3 protein-coding genes are annotated in these 2416 nt (G+C 50.2%); 2 read left to right on the forward strand and 1 reads right to left on the reverse strand.

The window, feature by feature from the left end; genetic code table 11:
* On the reverse strand, nt 1-742 hold a 742-nt coding region (locus ACXRVY_RS24410; protein ID WP_458238463.1), incomplete at its 3' end, for an undecaprenyl-diphosphate phosphatase.
* Between the two features lie 525 nt (nt 743-1267).
* Between ACXRVY_RS24410 and ACXRVY_RS24415 the strand changes: the two genes are divergently transcribed.
* Both ACXRVY_RS24415 and ACXRVY_RS24420 read left to right on the forward strand, forming a co-directional pair.
* Nucleotides 1268-2008: a winged helix-turn-helix domain-containing protein gene (locus ACXRVY_RS24415; RefSeq protein ID WP_223462673.1), complete on the forward strand. Its 741-nt coding sequence runs from the start codon at nt 1268-1270 to the stop codon at nt 2006-2008.
* 185 nt (nt 2009-2193) lie between these two features.
* Nucleotides 2194-2409: a hypothetical protein gene (locus ACXRVY_RS24420; protein ID WP_458238464.1), complete on the forward strand. Its 216-nt coding sequence runs from the start codon at nt 2194-2196 to the stop codon at nt 2407-2409.
* Nucleotides 2410-2416 lie beyond the last annotated feature (7 nt).

The raw sequence follows: 2416 nt of genomic DNA on the forward strand, positions 1-2416 counted from the left end.
CGGCGTAACTGTGGCCGGCAATGAACTTGAGCAAACCACGCACGGCGATCATGGCGAAAAAGAACGCCGTCACGAAACCCAGCGCAAACACTGGCAGGTCCCCGGCCTGGAACAGATCCCGAAACTTATAGCCGGAATACACGGCGGCACCGACCATGGTCGGCATCGCCAGAAAGAACGAAAACTCCGTGGCAGCCTTACGCGACAGGCCAAACAGTAATCCACCGATAATCGTCGATCCCGAGCGCGAGGTGCCCGGAATCATCGCCAGGCATTGCACGAAACCGACCTTGAGGGCGTCGGTCCAGCGCATGTCGTCAACATGGTCGACAGACACCACATGTTCCCGCTGCTCGGCCCACAACATGATGATGCCACCCACCACTAGTGCCACTGCAACAGTGATTGGATTAAACAGATACTCATGGATCTTATCGGCGAACAACACCCCCAAGACCACTGCCGGGAGAAAACCGATTAACAGATTCAAGGTGAAACGTTGCGCATTGCGCTGGGTCGGCAAGCCGGTAACGATCTCGAGAATCTTGCGGCGGAACTCCCAGACAACCGCCAGGATCGCGCCCAATTGAATGATGATGTTGAAGGCCATGGCTCGCTCGCCGCCGAAGCCGAGCAAGTCCGCGACGATAATCTGGTGCCCTGTACTTGATATCGGCAAGAACTCCGTCAGACCTTCGACCATCCCTAAAATCAATACTGTGATGGCTGTCCAAAGATCCATTACCCCCCCCTCATCGATAAATACCCATGCGTCGACTTCGCTCTAATTCAACGCCAACACGAAAGTAAAGCGCATTAGGCCGATCAATAAAACTCAATGTTATGAAATGTCCATGGCCGACACCACCAACACCAACGTTATATAACGGTTAATATTGGAGAATACTGAGCCAGACAAGAGCAAAAAATCGCACTTGAAACAACAAAACCCTACCGCCTCATGACGCCCAATCAAAAAAAGTCAGGTGGCTGAAACTTTAACGACATGCGCGGTCATATGGCTGCGAAAATACGGGGCATTGGACCAATAGATGGCACAATGCTATACCTCATCAACCCCACGAGATTGCCATCGATCATCAGGCACCTCGAACCACCAGCGGGCAAACCATCACGTCAGAATCACCGGCAATGTTAAAAAAACGAGACGGCCGTCTGAAAAAACAGTGAAATGTTACCAATTGTCAGTCACAAGCGAGAATTGGTGCTTTAACATTCGAATGCCAGCACCTATCCGAGTCAAAGCATGATGCTTACAGGGAAATTAACGACTACAGGCCACAGCGACGTGAAGGAGGAGACAGGTGTTCTCACCATTGGGCGAACCCACACGCTAGCTGAGGGCTTTAGGGAATTAGTCGCACGCCACGTAGGCCAGGATATTGCCGTTGATGCAATGTGCTATAGCAACTCATTCAAAAGAAACAAGAATTCTAATTCATACCGTGCAATTTTCATCGTTATTGACAGCCCTCAAGCGTTTGTTGAGAGCCTCACCCTGGTAGAAAACATTCGCGCCGATAATCTGGCGTCAATAATTTTCATCGCCATCACCGGTAGAGGCACCTACAACAAGATGAAATACTTTCTTGCCGGGGCCGACTACTGTATTAATTGCGACACTTTTGCAGGCGAAAATACTGACGCACTGTCGGAGTTTTTTAGCAGTCCAGAATGGCAAAAAAAGCATAATCTGCTTTTGGACCCCACTCGCATGTGCCTGATTGGCGACTATAAAAAGCTGGACGTATCGTTTGCGGAAATGAAAATTCTTGAGGCTTTCTCTCAAACAAAAAACCAGATATTGAGCCATGATGAAATCGCCAGGATCATGGGGCTGAATATAAATTTTTATGACCCAAGAGCCTTGGAAAAGTCGATCAGTCGCCTTCGCGGCAAAATAAAAGGCATGTATGGCAGCAACGCCATACAAAGTATTCGTGGGCATGGATATCGTTTAATCAGGGGTCTGATCTCGACAACCTGATTCTTAATGTAGAAGGGAGTTTCTGTATTATGAACGCAACAGKGAGCGTGCGACTCTACGGTCACGCAGAGCATTACCTGTCTCGACAATTGATTCTCTCTCGGGATGACTGCCCGTTTGGCAGCGAGATCAGAATACATTTTGACGACTCCGCTTGCGCGCCCCGCGCGCCAGAGGCGCATCAGATGAGCGGGATCTACAGTGAAGTACTGATGCAGACCAGGCTGATGGCCTTCTCGCTGAAAGATCACAACACCACCAACGGAAACAAATACCTGAGCCGTAGATTTGTTTGCGTAGGGCAGTCAGATCTCGCCAACTCTGCGCTCACGGAAGAGCTGATACAGTCCGGCGCCGCTCTGCGCGAATTTGGCCAGACACTGGTTGTCGCGCTCAATTAGCTCCCCC

It is taken from the genome of Pseudomonas sp. P5_A2_2 (assembly GCF_054177685.1).